Source organism: Leisingera sp. McT4-56 (assembly GCF_020514995.1).
In the GTDB taxonomy this organism is placed as follows: domain Bacteria; phylum Pseudomonadota; class Alphaproteobacteria; order Rhodobacterales; family Rhodobacteraceae; genus Leisingera; species Leisingera aquaemixtae_A.
In genome coordinates this window covers 58,040-77,260 of sequence record NZ_JAJALF010000016.1, presented here as the reverse complement: position 1 = coordinate 77,260, position 19,221 = coordinate 58,040, and the positions used below count along the sequence as shown (strand labels likewise).

At 67.7% G+C, this 19,221-nt stretch carries 15 protein-coding genes; 8 read left to right on the top strand and 7 right to left on the bottom strand.

The genetic code is table 11. The features are described from left to right. Positions 1-55: 55 nt before the first annotated feature. From rfbA to rfbC, 5 genes are all read right to left on the bottom strand, one after another. Complete coding sequence (rfbA, locus tag LHL23_RS16560; protein ID WP_222482073.1) at positions 56-958, bottom strand: glucose-1-phosphate thymidylyltransferase RfbA; 903 nt, start codon at positions 956-958, stop codon at positions 56-58. After that, complete coding sequence (gene rfbD / locus LHL23_RS16555) at positions 955-1,803, bottom strand: dTDP-4-dehydrorhamnose reductase (protein ID WP_226430727.1); 849 nt, start codon at positions 1,801-1,803, stop codon at positions 955-957. The genes rfbA and rfbD overlap by 4 nt, the downstream gene beginning before the upstream one ends. After that, a complete protein-coding gene (locus LHL23_RS16550; protein WP_226430726.1) occupies positions 1,800-2,273 on the bottom strand; it encodes a metal-dependent hydrolase in 474 nt (157 codons plus the stop codon). The genes rfbD and LHL23_RS16550 overlap by 4 nt, the downstream gene beginning before the upstream one ends. A 73-nt stretch (positions 2,274-2,346) precedes the next feature. Further along, the gene (gene rfbB / locus LHL23_RS16545; RefSeq protein ID WP_226430725.1) at positions 2,347-3,399 is read right to left on the bottom strand and encodes a dTDP-glucose 4,6-dehydratase; all 1,053 of its coding nucleotides are present in this window, start codon (positions 3,397-3,399) and stop codon (positions 2,347-2,349) included. Continuing rightward, a complete protein-coding gene (gene rfbC / locus LHL23_RS16540) occupies positions 3,396-3,956 on the bottom strand; it encodes a dTDP-4-dehydrorhamnose 3,5-epimerase (RefSeq protein WP_226430724.1) in 561 nt (186 codons plus the stop codon). Before rfbC ends, rfbB begins: the two co-directional genes overlap by 4 nt. A 159-nt stretch (positions 3,957-4,115) precedes the next feature. Between rfbC and LHL23_RS16535 the strand changes: the two genes are divergently transcribed. Then, positions 4,116-5,357 (top strand): glycosyltransferase family 4 protein, encoded by a 1,242-nt coding sequence (locus LHL23_RS16535; protein WP_226430723.1) that lies wholly within the window; start codon positions 4,116-4,118, stop codon positions 5,355-5,357. A gap of 316 nt (positions 5,358-5,673) precedes the next feature. Here LHL23_RS16535 and LHL23_RS16530 read toward each other — a convergent pair whose 3' ends face one another. Beyond that, positions 5,674-6,342, bottom strand: coding sequence for a helix-turn-helix transcriptional regulator (locus tag LHL23_RS16530; protein ID WP_226430722.1), 669 nt, complete (start codon positions 6,340-6,342; stop codon positions 5,674-5,676). Positions 6,343-7,123: 781 nt separating this feature from the next. Between LHL23_RS16530 and LHL23_RS16525 the strand changes: the two genes are divergently transcribed. The 5 genes from LHL23_RS16525 (at position 7,124) to LHL23_RS16505 (ending at position 14,791) form a co-directional block, all read left to right on the top strand. Continuing rightward, positions 7,124-8,098, top strand: coding sequence for a helix-turn-helix transcriptional regulator (locus LHL23_RS16525; RefSeq protein ID WP_226430721.1), 975 nt, complete (start codon positions 7,124-7,126; stop codon positions 8,096-8,098). Then, positions 8,095-8,778 carry a hypothetical protein gene (locus LHL23_RS16520; protein ID WP_226430720.1) on the top strand — a complete coding sequence of 228 codons (684 nt, stop codon included), beginning with the start codon at positions 8,095-8,097 and terminating at the stop codon, positions 8,776-8,778. The genes LHL23_RS16525 and LHL23_RS16520 overlap by 4 nt, the downstream gene beginning before the upstream one ends. A 196-nt stretch (positions 8,779-8,974) precedes the next feature. Beyond that, positions 8,975-11,425, top strand: a complete 2,451-nt coding sequence (locus LHL23_RS16515) for a calcium-binding protein (RefSeq protein WP_226430719.1) — start codon at positions 8,975-8,977, stop codon at positions 11,423-11,425. A gap of 154 nt (positions 11,426-11,579) precedes the next feature. Further along, the gene (locus tag LHL23_RS16510; protein WP_226430718.1) at positions 11,580-13,379 is read left to right on the top strand and encodes a type I secretion system permease/ATPase; all 1,800 of its coding nucleotides are present in this window, start codon (positions 11,580-11,582) and stop codon (positions 13,377-13,379) included. After that, positions 13,376-14,791, top strand: coding sequence for an HlyD family type I secretion periplasmic adaptor subunit (locus LHL23_RS16505; protein WP_226430717.1), 1,416 nt, complete (start codon positions 13,376-13,378; stop codon positions 14,789-14,791). Before LHL23_RS16510 ends, LHL23_RS16505 begins: the two co-directional genes overlap by 4 nt. Before the next feature lie 287 nt (positions 14,792-15,078). On the opposite strand, the gene LHL23_RS16500 is transcribed toward LHL23_RS16505, so the two are convergent. Next, positions 15,079-16,086: a replication initiator protein A gene (locus LHL23_RS16500; protein ID WP_226430716.1), complete on the bottom strand. Its 1,008-nt coding sequence runs from the start codon at positions 16,084-16,086 to the stop codon at positions 15,079-15,081. A 485-nt stretch (positions 16,087-16,571) separates the two neighbouring features. Here LHL23_RS16500 and LHL23_RS16495 point away from each other — a divergent pair, with 485 nt between their 5' ends. Together LHL23_RS16495 and LHL23_RS16490 are read left to right on the top strand one after the other, a co-directional pair. Next, complete coding sequence (locus tag LHL23_RS16495) at positions 16,572-17,981, top strand: AAA family ATPase (protein ID WP_222482086.1); 1,410 nt, start codon at positions 16,572-16,574, stop codon at positions 17,979-17,981. A gap of 55 nt (positions 17,982-18,036) precedes the next feature. Further along, on the top strand, positions 18,037-19,173 hold the full coding sequence (locus LHL23_RS16490) for a ParB/RepB/Spo0J family partition protein (RefSeq protein ID WP_226430715.1): 1,137 nt from the start codon (positions 18,037-18,039) through the stop codon (positions 19,171-19,173). Positions 19,174-19,221 lie beyond the last annotated feature (48 nt).

Here is a 19,221-nt window from a genome sequence, read left to right as displayed (position 1 = left end):
GTTTCCCGCCGGTGGTGCGGCGCCGCGCCAACACCGCCTGCGGCTGAAGCGGCGGCTACTTCAGCAGCCGCTCCAGATAGGCGCCATAGGCGTTCTTGGCGAACTGCCCGGCCCGCGCCTGCAGCTGGGCCGCCGTGATCCAGCCCCGCCCGTAGGCGATTTCCTCCGGGCAGCCGGCCTGCAGGCCCTGCCGCTCCTGCAGGGTGCGCACGAAATTGCCCGCATCCAGCAGCGAGCCGTGGGTGCCGGTATCAAGCCAGGCATAGCCCCGCCCCATGGTCTCGACCCGCAAGCCCCCTTCATTCAGGTAGCTTTGCAGCAGATCGGTGATTTCCAGCTCGCCGCGGGCGGAGGGCTGCACCCGGCGGGCCCGCTGCGGCGCGCTGCCGTCGAGGAAATAGAGCCCGGTCACCGCATAGTTCGACGGCGGCACCGGCGGCTTCTCGATGATCTGGCGGGCGGTGCCGTCCGCGCCGAAGGCCACCACGCCATAGCGTTCCGGATCGGCGACGTGATAGCCGAAGACGGTGCCGCCGGATCCTTGCGCGTCTGCCGCGGCCAGCAGTTCCGGCAGCCCGTGGCCAAAGAAGATATTGTCGCCCAAGACCAGCGCCGACGGCGCCCCCGCCAGGAACTCCTCGGCCAGGATAAAGGCCTGCGCCAGCCCGTCGGGCGAGGGCTGCACCACGTAGGTGAGTGAAATCCCCCACTGGCTGCCGTCGCCGAGGGTCCGGGTGAACTGCTCCTGGTCCTGCGGCGTGGTAATGACGCAGATCTCGCGGATGCCCGCCAGCATCAGGACGGACAGCGGGTAGTAGATCATCGGCTTGTCATAGAGCGGCAGCAGCTGTTTCGACACCGCCATGGTGATCGGATAGAGCCTTGTGCCGGAGCCGCCTGCCAGGATGATACCCTTTCTGCCGGATGCGGTCCCGGCGCCGGGCGTGCCGTCAGTCATGCCAATTCTCCCAAGTCCTTCAGAATATCCATGAGGCCCGCCCGCCAGTCCGGCTGCGAGAGGCCGAAAACAGTCTCTAATGCGGTGCAATCGAGGCGCGAATTCAAGGGCCGCGCTGCCGGCGCGGGGTAAGCGAAGGCCGGAATATCCTCCACCGCGCAGGCCACGCCTGCGCGGGCAAAGATCTCGCGCGCGAACCCGGCCCAGCTGGTTTCGGGCGCCCCTGCAAAATGATAGGTGCCGGATTTGGCCGGATCTTCCCCCAGCTGCCGCGCCACCGAAAGGCAGGCGGCGGCCAGGTCCCGCGCCGGGGTCGGGGCACCAATCTGGTCCGCCACGATGGTCAGGCGCCCGCGCTCCTTGCCGAGACGCAGCATGGTTTTCACGAAGTTGTTCCCGTGGCTCGAGACCACCCAGGAGCTGCGCAGGATGGCATAGGCGCCGCCCGCCGCGCGCACCGCGGCTTCGCCCGCCAGCTTGGAGCGGCCATAGGCATTCAAGGGGCCGGTGGCATCCCCCGGCCGCCAGGGGGCCTCACCGCTGCCGTCAAAGACGTAATCGGTGGAGACGGTGACAAAGGGGATACCCATTTCCGCGCAGGCCGCCGCCATCGCGCCGGGGGCTTCGCCGTTGATCACGGTTGCCAGCGCCTCTTCCTCCTCGGCCTTGTCCACCGCGGTATAGGCGGCGGCATTGATCACGGCGGCAGGCGCATGGGCGCGGATGGTGGCCGCGCACCCCGCCGGATCCGACAGATCCGCCTGATCGCGGCCCAGGCAGGCGGCACCGCCCTGCGCTGCCAGCTCGCGGGCCAGCTGGCCGGTCTTGCCGAACACCAGGATCATATGCACCTCCCCGTGCGCCACAGATACAAGGCTAACGCCCAGACGCCCAATTCCAGCAAAAAGGTCCAGTGCAGCAGGAAGGACAGCACCCAATGCGCCTGAGCGGCGGGTACTTCCACCAGCGTATAAAGCCCGCTGTCAAAGGGCGCCGCCCACAGGATGCCGCCGCCGATGGTATCCAGGACCATGTGCAGGAACAGCGCGGCAAAGAACATCAGCGCCGGAGCCAGCAAGGCGCGGGCAAGAAAGGCCAGAACCGGCAGGGTTAGAGCCGCAACGGCCGCCCAGAAGGCGGGCACATGCACCCAGTAGAGATGATGATGGATGCTGCCATCGTCAATGAAGTGAAACCACAGCATATCGAAATCCGGCAGCACCGCGCCCAGAAGGGCGGCGGGCATCAGGAACCGGTGCCCCTCAGGCGCCAGCCGCGCCAGCACATAGCCCGAGGGCAGATGCGCGGTCAGCATGAGAGACCCCAATTGAGGACGGCGCGTTTGCGCCGTCCCGCGGGGAGGCGCGGCCCTTCTGCCGCTCGCGATATCACGTTCCCGTCCCCAGCCGCCGGCCGACGCCGTCGCGGTCCTGCAGCGCCCGCCACCAGGCCTCGTTGTCCAGATACCACTGCACCGTGCGCTCCAGCCCTTCCTCCACTGTCACCGAAGGCCGCCAGCCCAGCTCCTGCCGGATGCGGCTCGGGTCGATGGCATAGCGCGCGTCATGGCCCGGGCGGTCACTCACAAAGGTGATCTGGTCTTTGTAAGACCTCCCATCCTTGCGCGGCCGTTTTTCATCCAGGATGGCACAGAGCGTGTTGACCAGCTCCAGGTTCGACCGCTCGTTCTCGCCGCCGATATTGTAACTGCGCCCCAGCGCGCCCTGCTGCACCACCAGCAAGAGCGCATCGGCGTGGTCCTCGACATAGAGCCAGTCGCGCACGTTGGAGCCGTCGCCGTAAACCGGCAGCTCCTTGCCCGCCAAGGCATTCAGGATCACCACCGGGATGAGCTTTTCCGGGAAATGGTACGGCCCGTAATTGTTGGAGCAGTTGCTCAGCACCACCGGCAGCCCGTAGGTCTCGTGCCAGGCCCTGACCAGATGGTCGCTGGCGGCTTTACTCGCGGAATAGGGCGAGCGCGGATCGTAAGGCGTCGCTTCGGTGAACTGCACCGACGGGTCGGCGGGCAGGCTGCCGTAGACCTCGTCGGTGGAGATATGGTGGAAGCGGAACGCCTCCGGCCTGCCCGCCTGGGTCCAGTATTTGCGGGCTGCCTCCAGCATGTTGAAGGTGCCGGTGATATTGGTTTCGATGAAATCGCCGGGCCCGTCGATCGAGCGGTCGACATGGCTTTCTGCCGCCAGATGCATCACCGCATCGGGCTGGTGGCGGTCAAAAACAGTGTCTAATGCGGCGCGGTCGCGGATGTCGGCCTGCTCAAAGGCATAGGCCGGGCTTTTCGCCACAGCGGCCACATTGTCCAAGCAGGCGGCATAGGTGAGCGCATCGAGGTTCACCACCTGATGGCCACGGGCAACCGCCAGCCGCACCACCGCGGAGCCAATGAAACCGGCGCCGCCGGTGACCAGGAGCTTCATGCCGCATCCTCCCACACAAACGGGCTGTTGAACTCCGCAAACGCGGGCGCCGCGGCATCCTTTTCCGACAGCACCGGGGTGCCCTCAAACCCCCAGTTGATGCCGCAGCTGTCCCAGGCCACCGCGCCGTCGCAGTCCGGCGCGTAGTAATCGGTGCATTTGTAGATCACCTCGGTCTCAGGAACCCGGGTGAGAAAGCCGTGCAGAAATCCCTTGGGCACCAGCACCTGCCTGCCGTTTTCCGCCGTCAGCTCGATCCCGAACCATTTTCCATAGCCGGGCGAGCCCCTGCGGATGTCCACCGCCACGTCGAACAGCGCCCCCCGGCCGCAGCGCACCAGCTTGTCCTGGGCATGGGGCGGCGCCTGGAAATGCAAGCCCCGCAGGGTGCCCGCCGCCGCTGACAGCGAATGGTTGTCCTGCACGAAATCCAGATCGATCCCCGCCTCCTGCATCCGCCGCTTGTTCCAGCTTTCGCTGAAAAACCCGCGCGCATCGCCAAAGCGGGGCGGCGTCAGCACCTTCAGCCCCGGCAATCCGGTTTCCTCAACCTGCATTCTATCCGCCCCGGTTCCTGGGTTTCTGTCTCTTCTGACCGTTGTAGCTGCTGCGCGCGCCCGGCGCCAGCGCCGGGCGCGCGCAGCGCTGCAACAGCGGCCCGGCAATGGCACCGCCCCCGCTTGCATCCCCGCCGCTGCCCCGGCAAGCATGGTTTCATGAAAATCTTGTTTGTGCATCAGAACATGCCCGGCCAGTACCGCGAGCTTGCCCCCTGGCTGGCGGCGCAAGGCGGCCATGAGATCGTCTTTCTGACCCAGCGCAAGGGCGTGCAGCTGAAGGGCATCAGATCGGTTGTCTACGCGCCCTTCCACACGCCTGCCAAGGATGCCTTCGGCCTCTCCAAGGACTGGGAGGCAGCGGCCGGCACCGGCCTCGGCGCGGCGCTGGCTGCGCGGCAGCTGAAGGCGCAGGGCTTCACCCCCGACATCATCATCGGCCACACCGGCTGGGGCGAATTGCTGTTCATGAAAGACCCCTACCCGGATGTGCCGGTGATCGGCTTCTTCGAGTATTTCTACCGCACCTCCGGCGGGCTGGTCGGGTTCGACCCGGAAAACCCGCCCAACGACCAGGCCTATTTCTTTGCCGAGGCGCGCAACACCGTGCCTTATGCCAGCATCGAGCAGGTCGACCTGGGTCATGTGCCCACTGCCTGGCAGCGCGACCGGTTTCCGGCCAGCTTCCACGACCGCATGTATCTCTGCCATGACGGCATCCGCACCGACAAGCTGGGCCCTGATCCCGCCGCCTCGGTCGCGCTCGGGCGGCTGGAGCAACCGCTCACCCGCGACGACGAGGTGGTCACCTATATTGCCCGCAACATGGAGCGCGCCCGCGGCTTCCACATCATGATGCGCGCGCTGCCGCGGATTCAGGCGCAGCGCCCCAATGCGCGCGTCCTGATGATCGGCGGCAGCGAGACCTCCTATGGCGCCGAAAGCAAGCACCCCGGCGGTTTGCGCGGCGAGATGGAGGATGAGCTGGGCAAGAGCGTCGACTGGAGCCGGGTGCATTTCCTCGGCAAGGTTCCCTATGACGACCTCTGCCGGATCATCCAGATCAGCCGCTGCCACATCTATCTGACCATGCCCTTCGTGCTCAGCTGGTCGTTGCTGGAGACGATGGCGATGCAGGCGACGGTGGTGGCGGCCGATGTGGCGCCGGTGCGCGAGGCGGTCAGCCATGGCGAGACCGGGCTGCTGGTGGATTTCTTTTCCCCTGAGAAACTGGCCGATCAGGTCGCGGACGTGCTGGCCAATCCCGGGGACTACGCCCATATCGGCCCCAATGCCCGCGCCCATGTGGTGGAAAAATATGATTTCCTGACCCGCTGCCTGCCGGAGCATATCGCGCAAATCAATGCGCTCGTGCCGGAGGCCCGGAAAATCAGGATCTAGCCGGAGGCGCGGAGGACAAAGCTGTGGCCGGAGGCGCGGGAAACCAGGCTCTGATACGGCCATTTCCGCCGGTTCCGCCTCAAGGCCGGTGCAACTGCCGCGCAACGGCGCCTTCGGGCTGTGCCCATTCACAAGCGGAGCGCTTTCCCGGAGCGTTTCCGGGAAGCTTGCTCACCCAAAACACTTTTGCCTGGCGCCGCGTGCGGCATACCGGCCGGATGCGGCGGGCCCCGGCCCCGCCCGCATCCGGCAAGCGGCGCCTCCGGCCCTCAAGGCCGGGACGCCTGCCCTTGTGCCTGCCTGCCGCGGCCCGCGGTCAGTGGCGGTGCGCCTGCGGCGGCAGCTGCTCGGAAGCCCATAGCGCGGCCTGGGTGCGGTTCTTGGCGCCGATCTTGCGGAAGCAGGTGCGCAGATGCACCTTCACCGTGGCTTCGCAGATGCCCAGTTCATTGGCGATGCTCTTGTTGGTGGCGCCTTCGGTGAGCTTGGCCAGGATCAGCTGCTCGCGCTCCGACAGCCCGTGCCGCTGGCCCTGGCGGGCGGGCGCAGGCGCCTCCGCAGCCTGCGGCAGTTCCCCGTTCGCGGCCTCCGCCGCGGCCGCGTCCGCCGCCGCCGCACCGGACAGCACGATGCGGTAGCCGTCCTTCACCACCTGCAGCGCGGCAATCAGCGCGCCGGCGGATTTGCGCTCCGGGATCACCGCCTCGGCATAATGGCTGAGCCGCGCCTGGGCGGCGGCGGGGCAGCCGTCGCCGGTGACCAGGATCAGCTGCACCGCGCCGTTGCGGGCGCGGAACGCCTGCAGCTCCTGCAGCAGCCCGTCGCCGGTATCATGGCTGTAGAACAGGATCATATCCCGCGGCGGCAGCTGCGGCAGTTCCGCCAGGCTGCTGCAGCAGCGCCCGGTCTCATAGTCATTTGCTTCACAGATGGTCAGAAACATGTCCCTGAGAAGCCTGCTTTCCCCCACAATGTGAACAGGCATCAAAAACTCCTTTACTCGTAACATTCCGGATCTGCATCCGGCCGTCCCCCTGGAGCGCGCTGTTATGGCCGCCCACCCCCGCAGGCTGCCTGTCTGGCAATGCGCCGCCGCACCCCGGAACACACTTCACCTGCCTGCCGCCGCCTGGGCCCCGGCGGCGCCCGGGCGCTGCCGTTTCCGGATCGTGATAAATACAGAACACGCCCGCGAAAAAACGTCCCGGGCCAGGCCGCGCATGCAAGCAGGAAACACTTCTGATGCGCATTGCTGTGGATAAACCGTAGCGAATCTATCCTTTATTGTTAAGGAACTTCCCCACCCGGAGCAGCGCTTTTTGGCAGGCCGCGCCGCCCGCCTGCCCCGGTTCCTGCCTTATCCGGCTGTTTTTTCACGCAAACCGGCCAGGGCGCCTTACTCCCTTGGCATTGTCGCCATTGGGGAAACGGATCGTTTCCATATTGAAGTTTACAATTTTAAGACAACGCAATTCACTCAGAAAACAACTTAAAGCTTCGCCGATTCGCCGCTCCTGCTCCGTGCAGCTACCCCCATGGTGGTATTTTGAGCCTCTGCCCCGGCCCCGCCCGGCTGCGCTCCGGCCTTTGGCGTACCCCCTCTGCCCGGTTTGACGCGGCGGCCATCGTGCTACCCTCAAGACATTCATTATGTCATGCCGGGGGGCAACATGGGTATGTTGGGTGCGTCCGTTTCGCAAACGGGCAAGTTATTGTTTTCTAAGTCTCTGCAAAGGCAAATCTCTTCTCTGACGCAATTGGCCCTGGTGCAGCCGGGACACCGCAAAGCCCCGGTGCTGACCAGCGCGCCACCCTTGGGGTCTGCCTGCTCCGCCGCCGCGGCCGCGGCGCTGCGGCGGCAGCTGCAGCCCGGCGCCGCCAAGACGCTGCGCCCGCGCCGCGCCGGGGGGAAGGCGGCGCTGGCGCTGGCGGCCCGGCTGCCGGGCCAGCTGGCTGCGGAACTGGCCGCGGGCCGCGGCTGGGCGCTGTTTTCCTGCGGCTTCGAGGACGGCAGCGAGGACCTGATCGCGCTCAAGCTCGACGGCGGCCCGCATGACGCCCATTGCCGCGACATCCTGCAGGCGATCTGGCCGGTGCTGCGCGAGGACAGCCTGCGCGAGCTGGCGGGCGAGACCCAGGCGGCGGTGACCAGCGCGCTGTTGTGGACCATTTCCGAAAAGACCGACAGCGCGGTGCTGGTGCTCGACGCCGAAGGCACCCTGCTGCATTGCAATGAATCGGGCCGCGACATGCTCGATGGCGGCGATCTGCTCAGCGGCCGCGGCGGCCGTCTCAGCTGCGCCCGCCCGAGCGACACTGCGGGCTTCTATGCCGCGGTGGCCGAATGCGCCCGCTCGCGCCGCGGCAGCAGCCGCGGCCCGCGCGAGCTGATCCTGTTCCTGGAGGACCGCAAGAGCGGCATGCGGCTGCCGGTGTCGCTGACCCGCTACCGCTGCGCCGGCGCCGGCCAGCCGCTGGTGGTGGCGATCCTGCCGCGCCAGCCCGGCCGCCGCCGCATCGAGATGCTGGCCCAGAAGATGGGGCTGTCGCCGGCCGAAGCGCGGGTGGCGGCGCTCATTCAGCTGGGGCTGACCAACCGTGAGGCGGCGCATATCGCCGGCCTCAAGGAGCAGACCTTCAATACCTATGCCAAGCGGGTGCTGGCCAAGCTGCAGGCCGGCGGCCGCGCCGAGATGGCGCAGCGGCTGACCTGGCAGGCCTCGCTGGGGAGAGCGTCATGAACAAGCTGACGCTTGATGCGCCGGTGCAGGGCCCGCCCGCCCCGGCCGGCAGCCCGCAGCCGGCCCAGGCCGCGCAGACCGCCCAGGCCAGGCCGGAGCGCCCCGCGCCGCAGCCGGACGCCGAAAAGGCGGCCGCCGGAGAGCCCGCCGCGGCAAAGCCCTCCGCGCAGGCCGCACACCCGGCGCAGGCGCCGGACCAGCCGGTGCAGCCGCCGCGGCTGAGCGCCGCGGTGCTGGCGCAGATTGCCGCCGCGCTGCGCCAGGGCGTCCCGGATGGCGCGCCGCTGGCGGCGCAGGCCGACCTGGTGGCGCTGCACAAGCGCATCGCCGAGATGTTCACCACCCTCAACGAGGGGCTGGGCGCGCAAGCCGCGCAGAAGGCTGCTGCCGACCGCGCTGCGCTGACCGCCCGCATCGACCAGCTGGAAGAAGCGGTGAACCGGATGGAGGGGGCGCTCAGGATCGAATTGGAACCGGTGCTGAAAGCCGCCCTGGCCGAGACGCTGGCCGAAGCGGCGCCAAAGCCGCGGCGGCGCTGGCGCGGACCGCTGGCGGCGCTGGCGCTGGCTGCCGCCGCCGCGGCGGCCGGAATGTACTGGCACGCCCCGCTGCAGGCGGGCGTGCAGGCCGCGGCCGCAGCGCTTGCCGGCCTGGTCGGCGGGCCGCCGCCCGCGCCTTAAGACCGCATTTTGTCCCCATTTGGGGGCATCGGCCGCGGCGCGGATGCGCTGCAATACCGCCTAGAAGGCACCACGACGCCTTTTTTGCGCCAGCCCGCCCCGGGGGTGTTTCCCGGGCAGCGGCCCTGGCAGGGGCACGGACCCGGGCAGCTGCCCGCTGCCCAGCCCCGTACCGTTAACGAGGAGGAAATTCACCATGGGTATCCAAGACCAGCACCCGGACTGGGAAGTCTGCAATCCGGAATGCGACATCCGCTTCAGCGATGACAAGCACGACCCGGACTACAACGACGGCACCACCGAGCGCGGCGGCACCGACGGCAATGTGATCGACCTGAACGACCACGACGCCGGCGACAATGCCAAGGCCGGGGCCGGCGATGACGCCATCTACGGCAACGAGCGCAACAACCGGCTCGATGGCGAAGCCGGCCAAGATTACATCGAGGGCCAGGACGGCGACGACCTGATCGAAGGCGGCACCGGCAACGACTACCTGTTCGGCGGCAATGCCGACGGCAAGGGCCATTATGAAACCGTGATCACCGGCTACGAAACCCGGGTCGACCCGGAAACCTGGAAAGAGTACCAGGTGCCGATCTACGGCAAAGTCTATATCGATGACGGCGACGACTGGATCGACGGCGAGGAAGGCTGCGACTACATCGACGGCGAGACCGGCAATGACACGCTGCTGGGCGGCGAGGAAAGCGACACCGTGTTCGGCGGCAAGGGCGACGACCACATCTTCGGCGACGATGCCGACGGCGACTACAGCTATGCAGACGGCGACCGCGGCGACTACCTCTACGGCGAGGACGGCAACGACTGCATGGACGGCGAAGGCGGCGACGACTGGATGTGGGGCGACGACGGCCAGAACGACCTGAACGGCTATTACGACCGCGACCACTCCAACAACAACGACACCATGTACGGCCGCGACGGCAATGACCGCATGCACGGCCAGCAGGGCAACGACCGCATGGCCGGCGGCCTCGGCGACGACCTGGTGATCGGCGGCATCGGCGACGACGAGATGTTCGGCGACGAACGCCAGTCGCAGAATGACGACCTCGACTTCGGCGCCGACAGCCCCACCGGCAACAAGACCGACGACGATGACGGCGACGACTGCATGCTGGGCGGCGACGGCAACGACACCATGGACGGCCAGGGCGGCAACGACACCATGTTCGGCGAAGCCGATGACGACCTGATGCAGGGCGGCCGCGGCGACGACCTGATGGACGGCGGCTCCGGCCGCGACGATGTCAATGGCGGCGCCGGCCACGACACCATGCGCGGCGGCTCCAACAACGACGTGCTGGAAGGCGGCGCCCAGGGCGACCTGATCTTCGGCGACCATGGCACCAACCTCGGCGCCGACGTCAAGGGCTACTACATCGACTGGAGCTGCTGCGACGACGACGAGCCCCGGGAAGAGGTGCAGGCCCATGCCCAGATGGAAGACGGGCTGAAAGAGGTCGACTGCCCGGACTGCTACACCCCGATCGACGAAGGCCCGGACGGCAATGACCGCATCCGCGGCGGCTCCGGCGACGACACCATGTTCGGCGAAGGCGGCAATGACATCATCGTTGGCGGCCGCGGCGACGACCTCGGATTCGGCGGCGACGGCAATGACAAGCTGATGGGCGGCGCCGGCGGCGACAAGCTGCACGGCAATGACGGCGACGACTGGGTGCTCGGCAATGCCGGCCACGACCGCCTCTATGGCGATGCCGGCAATGACACCATCAAGGGCGGCGCCGACAGCGACAAGGCCTTCGGCGGCACCGGCGACGACGTCGTCAAGGGCAACTCCGGCGATGACTTCCTCTATGGTGAGGACGGCAACGACCTGGTCAAGGGCGGCTCCGGCAATGACGTGGCCTCCGGCGGCAAGGGCCACGACACCGTCAAGGGCGGCGCCGGCGACGATCTGCTGGACGGCAATGACGGCGCGGACCATGTCTACGGCGGTTACGGCGACGACGTGCTGAAAGGCGGCGCCGGCAACGACCACCTCAATGGCGGCCCGGGCAACGACTGCCTCTACGGCGAAAGCGGCAACGACGAGCTGAACGGCGGCAAGGGGTCGGACTTCCTGGATGGCGGCACCGGCAACGACTGGCTGCATGGCGGTGAAGGCGACTACAACGACTTCCTGAAAGGCGGCGAAGGCGATGACAACCTGACCGGCGGCGACGGCAAGGATGTCTTCATCATCGACCTGACCTGGGATGGCGCCACCTTTGCCTCCACCGACGGCACGGACACCATCACCGACTTCGACATCGACCAGGACCACGACGTGCTGCTGTTCCGTGTCACCAATGTCGGCGCAGGCCTCGGCACCTCGGCGCAGGATGCCTTTGCGGCGCTGGACGGCGGCGGCGCAACGGTGACCGACAACGGCACCGACACCAGCATCTCGGCGGGCGGCGCCACGGTGAACATCCTCGGCCTGACCGGCCGCGAGGCACCGTTCACCTCGCTGGGCCAGGACGCCATCCCGATCGGCGGCGTCGGCATCAACGCCGTGACCACCGGCGATGCGGGCTCTTACGAGGCGATCCGCGTGCTGGCATCCGATGACGGCTTCGATGACAGCTACGACAACATCTGGGGTCACACTGTCTGAGCCATAGGAACGGCGGGCCCGGGGGCAACCCCGGGCCCGTCCAGCCCTGGTTCAGGACAGCGATTTGGTCCCCGGCCAAGGATTGCATCCTTGGACCAGGGCGCTGGTCTCCAGATTTCATAACTTCACTTCGTGCAGCCGGGGGGCTACGACAATGAAGGTAAGACAGGTATTTGACGGTCAACGGGGTGTGCTTGCCGCCATCTTCACAGCAAGCATCTTTGTGAACCTGCTCATCCTGACAGCGCCGCTCTACATGCTGCAATTGTTTGCCCGGGTCATGGCCTCGGGCAGCATTCCCACTCTGATTGCCCTGACCACCGGCGCCGCAATTGCGCTGGTGTTCTTTTTTCTGTTCGACATGATCCGCCAGCGCCTGGTGGCGCGGCTCGGATCGCGGCTCGAGGCGCGGCTCAGCCCCGCCGTGCTGGGCGGCATGATCGGCGGCCGCCTGCCGCCGGCGCTGGCCCGCGCCGAGCCCATCCGCGACATTCAGGAGCTGCGCGGCTTTGTCACCAGCCCGCTGTTCCTGGCACTGCTGGACGCGCCCTGGTCGCTGCTGTTCCTGGCCCTGATCTTCCTGTTCAGCCCGGTCCTGGGCCTGGTGGCGCTGATCGGCCTCATGCTGCTGTTCAGCCTCGGGCTGATCAGCGAGATGGCGGCCCGCAAGCCGATGGACGAAGCCACCAAACAGGCCGCCGAGACCAATACCGCGGTGGCGGAAATGATGAACAACGCCAGCCTCATCCATGCCATGGGCAAGACCGGGCCGCTGATCGCCCGCTGGCAGGTCAAGGCGTTCTCGGCGCTGGTGTTCAACACATTGGCCACCGACCGGGTGGCGCTGATGACCTCGCTGGCCAAGGCGGTGCGCATGGGGCTGCAGATCGCGGTGCTGGGCGTGGGCGTGGTGCTGGTGATCAACAACCAGCTGTCGCCGGGGCTGATGATTGCCGCCTCGATCCTCCTGGGCCGCGCCGCGGCGCCGGTGGAGCAGTCGATCGCCGGCTGGCGCGCCTTCCTCAAGGCGCGCAGCGCGCATGGGCGGCTGAACACTTTCCTTGCCCATCTCGACGAGGCGCCGGAGCGGCTTGCCCTGCCCGATCCCGAAGGCCGCCTGTCTGTGGAGAACGCCACCGTGGTGCTGCCGGGCCGGCCGGAGCCGCTGCTCCTGGACATCAGCCTGGAATTGAAGCCGGGCCAGTCGCTGGGGCTGATCGGCCCCTCCGGCGCCGGCAAGACCACGCTTGCCCATGCGCTGGCCGGGCTGCAGCCGCTGGTGCGCGGCCATATCCGGATCGACGACGCCGCGCTCACCGACTGGGACCCGGCGCAGATCGGCCAGCACATCGGCTTCCTGCCGCAGCGGGTGGAGCTGTTCCAGGGCACGGTGGCGGAAAACATCGCGCTGATGGACCCCGGCGCCAAGCCGTCGGATGTGGTGGCGGCGGCGAAACTGGCGCAGGTGCACGAGATGATCCTGGCGCTGCCCGGCGGCTACAACTCCGAAGTGGGCCCGCGCGGCGAGTTCCTGTCGGCCGGCCAGCGCCAGCGCATCGGCCTGGCGCGCGCCTTCTTCGGCGATCGCAAGCTGATCATCCTGGATGAGCCCAACGCCAATCTCGACCCCGAGGGCGAAGAGGCGCTGGCCACGGCCATAGAGGCCGCCTGCGCCCGCGGCGCCGCGGTGGTGGCGGTGACCCACCGGCTCAGCCTCTTGCGCCGGGTGAGCCATGCGGCACTGCTGCAGGAGGGCCGGATCATGCGCTTCGGCGAGGCCCGCCAGGTGATCGAGGCGGCGGCCCAGCCGATGGCCGGCAGCCCGGCCCGGACGGGCGATCCCAAGATTGCCCCGTTCCGGCACCGCAGCCCGGAGGACCGCGGCCCGGACCAGGAGGCGGACAGCCCGGGCCGTCAGGGGACAGCCCGCCGGAATGAAGGAGCACGCGCATGAGCCTGGTGGAACATGAGACCCGCAGCCCTGCCGAAACAGGGCGCCTGCCCGCCCAGGGCGGTTTCCGCGACCAGATGCCGGCCGCCCTCAGCATGGACGTGCCGCTGCCCAAACATCCGCCAACCCGGGTGCGCCAGCTGGTGCTGTGGATGGCGGTCTGCGGCTTCGGCCTGTTCGGCGGCCTGGTGTTCTGGGCCACCCAGGCAGAGCTCACCAGCGCGGTGGTGGCGCCCGGCGAATTCAACGTGGCCGGCGACCGGCTGGCGGTGCAGCACCTGGAGGGCGGCATCCTGCGCGAGCTGAAGGTCGCCGAGGGCGACCGGGTCAGCGGCGGCCAGGTGATCGCCCGGCTCGACGGCCGCCGGGTGCAGGCGCAGATGGGCATCCTGAGCGGCCAGCTGGCCAGCCTGCTGGCACAGCGGGCCCGGCTGCAGGCGGAGCTGCAAGGGTCAGAGACCCTGCAGCCCGGCGAGGAGCTGGAGCAGCTCATCGCCCAGGCGCCGGAACTGGCGCAGCTGGTGGCGGTGCAGCGCGACCTGCTCAGCTCCAACCGGGCGCTCTACCAGGGCCAGATGGAGATCCTCAGCGGCCGCATCACCCAGCTCAGCGATCAGCTCAAGGGCCGCGACGCCCGCATCCGGGCCACCGAGGAGCAGCTGGCCCTGGTGCAGGAGGAACTGGCGGACCTGGCCGGGCTGTTTGAAAAGGGGCTGGTGCCGAAGACCCGCATCAGCCAGCGGCAGATGCAGCAGAGCGGCCTCCTGGGCACCCTCGGCGCGATGGAAAGCGACCGCGGCAACGTGCTGGAGCAGATCGGCGAGATGGAGGAGCGGCGGCTGCAGGCCGGCCGCGACCGGGCGGCGCGGATCGCCGCCGAAAGCCAGTCGGTGCAGGAGCAGATCCTGGACCTGCGCCAGCGGCTGGACGCCACACGGGACGTGCAGGACCGTCTGACCATCCGCGCGCCGCAGGGCGGCCGGGTGGTCGGCCTGACGATCAACACCCTGGGCCAGGTGGTGGACCCCGGCCAGACCATCCTCGAGCTGATGCCCGCGGATGCCGGGCTGCTGGTGGAAACCCGGGTGGCGGTGGCCGATATCGACGAGGTTGCCGAGGGCAGCCAGGCGCGGGTGCAGCTGACCGCCTACAGCTTCCGCTCCACCCCGCCGGTGCAGGGCGAGGTGGTGATGGTGGCGGCGGGCAGCAGCCTCGACGAGGCCACCGGCCAGCCGTTTTACCCGGTGCATATCCGCATCGATGAAGCCGAGCTGGCGGCGCTGCCCAATGTGAAGGCGCTGCCTGGCATGCCGGCCCAGGCGATGATCGAGACCGGCCGCCAGACCCTGGCCGACTATCTGATCAGCCCGGTGCTCTCCAGCATGTCCCAGGCTCTGAAGGAAGGCAGCAGCTAGGGGGAGCCGCTGCAGGAAAGGCCGCGGCCCCGGGGGGAGGACCGCCGCCTGCCAGGCCCGCACCCGCCGCAAGGCAGGGGCGGGCCTGTTAGTTCGCCCCGGCCCTGCGCCCCGCAACAGCCTGCACCGGGTTCGCAAAAAAGGTCCGGACCGGACCAAATGTTTCGCGCGCGAAACATTTGGTCAGTCATGCTGACCTATATTGAGCGGCGCTTTCCGCAGGTATCAGAGTCTGAAACGGGCTTTCCGTGGAAAGCCCGTTTGCACAAAAGACGCTTCGGCGGCCCCTAGTCCGCGGCGCGTTTGCGGACCCAGCCCAGAAACGCCGCATCGGGCGCCCTGAGGCGCGGCGCGCCGGACCGCACCCACATAGCGCGCCACTCCGCCTCCAGCGCATAGGCATCGGCGCCGGGGATCAGCGCGCGGGCCTGCTCCAGGGTGGCGGGCTTCAGCTGCGGCGCGTTCAGCACTGCCTCGGTCACTGCAGCCTTCTGGGAAAACCGGATCAGGTCGCCCTCCAGCTCCTCCAGCGCGTAATCAGGCAAGGGCTGCGCGTCGATCATGTCGCGGATCATCTTGCGGAACACCCGGCGCGGGCTGGCGGAGCCGGATTTCTTCAGGAGCGTTTCCACCGAGACCTGCCAGCTGTTCTGCCGCCCGCAGTGCTTGCGCGCCAGCTCGTAGATCCGCCGCTCCAGCGGCTTCCTGAGGCGGAAGTAATCGCGGCTGAGCGTCAGCACCGATTTCGACAGCACCGCGCGGTACAGCCAGTCGCTGAGCGTCACCGCCACGCTGACCATCTTGCCGCCGCGGGCCTTGCGCACGATCTCCCATTTCTCGATCAGGCCGAAGCCGGTGGTCACCTCCTCGCCGCCGGTGACGATATTGGTGGTGATGCGGGTGCCCGCCAGCCGCTCGAAGGCCTCGCGCAGCCGCCGGTAGGCATCGCCGGAGGTTTCCCGGTTGCAGGCGACCAGCAGGTCATGCGCCTTCAGGTGCAGGGTGCGGCTCACCTGGCGGCCGGCATTGATCGCCGCCATCAGCTGGCTGATGCAGAAGATCAGGATGTCCTTGTCGTGGATTGTCGCCAGCCCCTTGACCGAGGGCGTCACGGTGATCTCGGCGCCGTTGTGCTGGTAATTGAGGATGCGCCGGTCCGGCCGTGTGCCCAGGGAGAACAGCGGATGCTCCATCGAGGCCAGGTCGTTCTTCGGGATCGCCCCGAAGATATCGCAGAGGAAGAAATCCCCCTGCCCTTCCGGAGGGACTCCCCCCGCCGTCAGCTCTGCTGCCATCTGCCTGTCCGCCGTCTGCTCTGCCTGCCGCCGGAATCTTCTGCCCCGGTCGGCGACTCGTTTTATCGTGGTTTTGATTACACTCACCCTAAGGTTATCCACAGCCGGCGGCAACGGGGGTTCGGAATCGCTTTGCCGGGGTTTCGGAGTCATTCCATCGGGGTTTCAGAGTCGCGCATGCGGCAAAATCCGCCCCGATCGCCAATGAAAAAAGGGCTTTGCGCGCACACCCTTCCCCCTGTAACTAATAAATAACTCATAATTAACTTGGCAGATTTTTTTGCCGACCCTGAAACAGCCCTGTTTCGCCCCCTCCCAACCCCCGGATTTGCTTAGAAAAAGCAGGGGGTATGCGCATTTTGCTTCCATGTGCGGTGTTTTTGCGTATTCTGTCCAAAAGGCAGCACATCAGGCTGCGGAGCAGCAGAACAACAGCATTTCACACGGGCAGGGCCGGAGGGCCCAAGGACAGCAGGCAGATCCTCATGGCGCGAGATATCCACAAGGCGAACGCAAGCCTCCCCCCCTATTTCAGCATCGACCCGGACGCCGCCCTGGCGGAGCTGGACGCCCCCACCAGCACCGCGGGCTTTGCCGAGATTGCCGCCGCCTGCGCGCAAGGCAGGGCGGACCTGGCCAGCCGCGGCATGAACGAGGAAGGCCGCAAGGAGCTGCGCCTGTTCTCCACCTGGGAGATCACCCGCTACCTGATCCCGGTCGCCCAGGCCCATTTCCGCCGGGTGCTGAAAGCCAACCCCGATCTGCCCCAGGGCCGGTCGGAGACCGAGGGCGGCGCCAAGTGGTTCACCCTCGACGAGGTGCTGGCCTTGCGCGCCTTCTTCGCGGCGCAAGGCTCCAAGGCCAAGGACTACCAGCCCTACCGCCCCGCGGGCCTGCCCGCCAAGATGGTGGCGGTTGCCAACTTCAAGGGCGGCGTCGGCAAGACCTCGACCGCGGCGCATCTGGCGATGTCGGCGGCGCTCGACGGCTACAAGGTGCTGGTCATCGATCTCGACAGCCAGGGTTCGATGACCTCGATCTTCGGCGGCCGCGTCGAGGATGAATGGCAGACCGCCTTCCCGCTGCTGGCGCGCCATTACGGCGAGCATCTGCGGCTGGAGAACCAGCGCCGGCTCGACCGCGGCGACGCCCCGCAGCCGCTGGACGAGGCGCTGGATGCGGCGATGGAGATGACCGCGGCGGACGTCATCCAGAACACCCACTGGCCCAACATCGATCTGATCGGCGCCCAGCTGAACCTCTACTGGGCGGAGTTCCAGATCCCGGTCTGGCGGATGGCGGCGCGCAGCTGGAAGCTGTGGGATGCGCTGACGGAGCGGCTGGAGGCCGACGGGGTGCTGGATCAGTACGATGTGATCTTCATCGACACCCCCCCGGCGCTTGGCTACCTGACGATCAACGGGCTCAGCGCCGCCGACATCCTGCTGGTGCCGATGGGCGCGTCGTTCCTGGAGTTCGACTCGACCGGCCGGTTCTTCGACATGCTGCACTCCACCTTCGCCTCCATCGAAGAGGGCGAGAACCTGGCGGCCCGCGCGCTTGGCCGCCCCGGCCTCAGCTTCGAGTGGGACGCGGTGCGCGCGGTGATCACCCGCTACGACGGCGCCCAGCAGGGTGAGCTGGCGGCGCTGATGCAGGCCTACATGGGCCGGGTGCTCTCCCCCCACAAACAGGATTTCACCGCCCTCATCGGCCAGGCGGGCGAGCAGGTCAGCGGCATCTACGAGGCCGACTACCGCGACTTCAACCGCGAGACCTATGCCCGCGGCCGCGAGACCTTCGACGAGACCTACGCCGCCTTCAAGAAACTGCTGATCGGCGTCTGGCGGCGCGAGGTGTTGCAGGAAGAGGCGGAACAGCGCGCGGCCGGCTAAGGCCCTAACAAGGACTTTCCGGCACACTGGCAGCCCGGAGACATGAGGACAGGATATGGCAAAACGCAAACGGCTTTCCCCGGCGCAGACCGATTACCTGGCAGCCGCCCCCGCCGGCAAACCCGCGCTTGGCGGGCCGTCCAGTGTAGGGGCCGCGCCGATTGCCCAGGTGGCCTCGGACGCTTCCGCCCAGGCGGCGCTGCAGGAATTGTCCGGCGTGCTGGAAAACGCCCGCGCCAAAGGGCTGATGATCGAGGAACTGCCGCTGGCAGCGATCGACGAGAACCACCTGGTGCGCGACCGCATCGAGCAGGACGAGGAAGAGCTGCAGTCGCTGATCGACTCGATCCGCGCCCGCGGCCAGCAGACCCCGGCCGAGGTGGTGCCGCTGGAGGATACATTTGGCGGGCGCACCCACGGGCTGATCTCCGGCTGGCGCCGCCTGACCGCGCTTCGCAGGCTCTATGAAGAAACCTCGGACCCGAAATACGCCACCCTCAAGGCGCTGGTGATCAAGCCGGACAGCGCCGAAGAAGCCTATGTGGCGATGGTCGAGGAAAACGAGATCCGGGTGAACCTGTCGCACTACGAGCGCGCCCGCATTGCCGTGCGGGCGTATAAGGAGGGCGTCTTCAGCCGCCGCAAATACGCGCTGCAGGCGCTGTTCGGCAACGCGACCCGCGCCAAGCGCTCCAAGATCGGCAGTTTTGTCACCCTGGTCGAGGCGCTGGACGCGGTGCTGTTCTACCCCACCGCGATCAGCGAGAAACTGGGCCTGGCACTGGTGCGGGAGATCGAGGCGGATGAGGGGTTCGCGGAGCGCGCGGCACAGGCGCTGCAGGCCGCCGACCGGTCCAGCCCCGAGGCTGAGCTGGAGGTTCTGGCCCGGCTGGTGGAGGCGCGGCCTGAGAAGCAGCCTGAGAAAAAGCCCCGGCTAGAGTCTGATCTCCCCCCTCCCCCGCCGTCCAAGCAGCCGCCGGTTCCGCCGTCCGGGCAGCCGCTGGTCAGCGGACCGCGGGTGCGCGGCGCCTATGACTGGGACGCCGCCATGCCGGGCGAGCGGATCTCCCTGCCCGCGGCCAAGGGGGTGGCCCTGGGCTATACCCCCAGCGAGCAGAAGATCGAAATCAGCGGCCCGGGCGTCAGCGCCGCGCTGGTGGAGGCGTTGCAGGCCTGGCTGAAAAAGCTCTGATCGGAGCCTGATAAACGGAAAAGGGCGCGGAGACCGCGCCCTTTTTTC

Excerpts from the sequence above, each read along its gene's own strand:
- rfbA (WP_222482073.1), bottom strand. The coding sequence starts at position 958 with ATGACTGACGGCACGCCCGGCGCCGGGACCGCATCCGGCAGAAAGGGT.
- rfbD (WP_226430727.1), bottom strand. The coding sequence starts at position 1,803 with ATGATCCTGGTGTTCGGCAAGACCGGCCAGCTGGCCCGCGAGCTGGCA.
- LHL23_RS16550 (WP_226430726.1), bottom strand. The coding sequence starts at position 2,273 with ATGCTGACCGCGCATCTGCCCTCGGGCTATGTGCTGGCGCGGCTGGCG.
- rfbB (WP_226430725.1), bottom strand. The coding sequence starts at position 3,399 with ATGAAGCTCCTGGTCACCGGCGGCGCCGGTTTCATTGGCTCCGCGGTG.
- rfbC (WP_226430724.1), bottom strand. The coding sequence starts at position 3,956 with ATGCAGGTTGAGGAAACCGGATTGCCGGGGCTGAAGGTGCTGACGCCG.
- LHL23_RS16535 (WP_226430723.1), top strand. The coding sequence starts at position 4,116 with ATGAAAATCTTGTTTGTGCATCAGAACATGCCCGGCCAGTACCGCGAG.
- LHL23_RS16530 (WP_226430722.1), bottom strand. The coding sequence starts at position 6,342 with ATGCCTGTTCACATTGTGGGGGAAAGCAGGCTTCTCAGGGACATGTTT.
- LHL23_RS16520 (WP_226430720.1), top strand. The coding sequence starts at position 8,095 with ATGAACAAGCTGACGCTTGATGCGCCGGTGCAGGGCCCGCCCGCCCCG.
- LHL23_RS16515 (WP_226430719.1), top strand. The coding sequence starts at position 8,975 with ATGGGTATCCAAGACCAGCACCCGGACTGGGAAGTCTGCAATCCGGAA.
- LHL23_RS16510 (WP_226430718.1), top strand. The coding sequence starts at position 11,580 with ATGAAGGTAAGACAGGTATTTGACGGTCAACGGGGTGTGCTTGCCGCC.
- LHL23_RS16505 (WP_226430717.1), top strand. The coding sequence starts at position 13,376 with ATGAGCCTGGTGGAACATGAGACCCGCAGCCCTGCCGAAACAGGGCGC.
- LHL23_RS16500 (WP_226430716.1), bottom strand. The coding sequence starts at position 16,086 with ATGGCAGCAGAGCTGACGGCGGGGGGAGTCCCTCCGGAAGGGCAGGGG.
- LHL23_RS16495 (WP_222482086.1), top strand. The coding sequence starts at position 16,572 with ATGGCGCGAGATATCCACAAGGCGAACGCAAGCCTCCCCCCCTATTTC.
- LHL23_RS16490 (WP_226430715.1), top strand. The coding sequence starts at position 18,037 with ATGGCAAAACGCAAACGGCTTTCCCCGGCGCAGACCGATTACCTGGCA.